Annotated in this window: 1 protein-coding gene, 1 other RNA gene and 1 pseudogene; 1 reads left to right on the top strand and 2 read right to left on the bottom strand. The window is 41.6% G+C overall.

Annotated features, from left to right (window positions below):
* Window positions 1–61: 61 nt before the first annotated feature.
* A pseudogene (locus ACSZPU_RS25575) lies at window positions 62–262 on the bottom strand (integrase arm-type DNA-binding domain-containing protein); the annotation flags it as partial.
* A 165-nt stretch (window positions 263–427) separates the two neighbouring features.
* Window positions 428–790: a transfer-messenger RNA gene (gene ssrA / locus ACSZPU_RS25580) on the bottom strand.
* Between the two features lie 580 nt (window positions 791–1,370).
* On the opposite strand from ssrA, the gene ACSZPU_RS25585 reads away from it, so the two are divergent.
* The gene (locus ACSZPU_RS25585; protein WP_499004411.1) at window positions 1,371–1,571 is read left to right on the top strand and encodes a BapA prefix-like domain-containing protein; all 201 of its coding nucleotides are present in this window, start codon (window positions 1,371–1,373) and stop codon (window positions 1,569–1,571) included.
* Window positions 1,572–1,633: the final 62 nt, after the last annotated feature.

Here is a 1,633-nt window from a genome sequence, read left to right on the forward strand (position 1 = left end):
CGTAGCGAGCCATAGTTCAATATGTTGTTGAAAAAGACAGTTACTATAACTCAGGTGATTAAGGGACACAGCCTAAGCTCACCTTTGTTCGCTTCTTACTTACTGGCACTGCATACCTGAAATACCAATTTTTCTTACCACCCTTTGATAAGGGAGCGATTCGTAGCATCAGGCCATCACCATCAAAAAGGTTGATTTCCTTTTCTGCTGGCTTGGTATTTTTGATTTCAGTATCGGTGAGTTTCTTAGCGATCTTTGCCATTTTAGGACCCTCGATTTTGGGACCCTTTGCATTGGGTCCCAAAAAGGGTGCCATAACGAGTAGCTTCTAGCAAATCTCAGTAGACTTCTGTAGACGTAAAAAAGCCCGCAAGGCTGGTTCCAAGCGGGCTTAGTAGACTTCTGTAGACGTCATAATACTAAAAAGTGGTGGAGCTGGCGGGAGTTGAACCCGCGTCCGAAATTCCTACATCCTCGGTACTACATGCTTAGTCAGTCTTTACATTCGCCTGGCACCTGCGGACAGACACGCCACTACCAGACTAGCCTGATTAGTTTTAACGCTTCAACCCCAGGCAAGGTTTCCACGCGATCTCTTTTGGGTTTGACCTCTCTTTGATCCCCGTCTTAAGAGCGGAAGCTAGGGAGAGAGGGCTCAGAGCAGGTTATTAAGCTGCTAAAGCGTAGTTTTCGTCGTTTGCGACTATTTTTTGCGGCTTTTTACGAGGCAAACCGCCCCTCGGCATGCACCTTGGGTTTCGCAAATCCCGTCGAATCCAGAATCAGCCCCAATAGTGTTGCGCTGAGTATAACAGATTTATGACGCGGCACACCAGTCCATATCTCTGCGACTTTTCTATCAGTGATGCCTGATGAAAGTATGAGCAATCACGACTGATGTCGTTCGAAGTGGGTGTCAATAGTAAAAGTAGGGATAATAGATCAAGAAGAAAGCATTCAGGTTAATAAGACCAAATAAGGATATATCATACAGTTGATTAAAAATGCTTCCCGCATTAGGACTATTTTAATTCTATTTAATAAATAATAAATGTATTTAAGTGCAGCTTAATCATTGTGTGAGACATTAGTAGATATATTCTGTATTCGGAACTTTTACAATAAATTGTGATAGCTGTGTTTGCCTAAATGGTGAACCTTGATTATATCTTTATTTAACACAGCATTGAACCTGTAAAAGGTAATGAATGGAATGATTATCAGTAAATACAATGATTTATAAGATATCTTATAATCATGTAGCAGAACTCTTTAATATCGCTAGTAAAAACTCGGCGTGGGGATTCCTACGTTTTAATAATTGCTGGTGATGTCACTAAAAATATTGCTCTGGTCTCGAGGTGAAATATATGGCTCCGCAAAATGGCCTTCCCGGTTCCGTAGATATTATTAATCAAAAAACGGGTGATGTGGTCGCTCAATATGCACATAACAGCGACCGCGTTGTAAATCTCACAGAAACCAGCGTTGTTCGTATTAATGCCTCACCGGAGTCAGTTAATTTCTATGAGCGTCAAGGAAATGACCTGATTGTTCATATACCCAAGTAACTTCAATATGCAGGATGGTAGTGCTTAAACAACCTATCCCTACGATTGACTTGGGTTCACTG

It is taken from the genome of Phytobacter sp. V69, assembly GCF_965644215.1.
Lineage (GTDB): Bacteria > Pseudomonadota > Gammaproteobacteria > Enterobacterales > Enterobacteriaceae > Phytobacter.

What these genes read in the sequence shown, in the direction of transcription:
- ACSZPU_RS25585 (WP_499004411.1), top strand. Translation starts at nt 1,371, where the DNA reads ATGGCTCCGCAAAATGGCCTTCCCGGTTCCGTAGATATTATTAATCAA.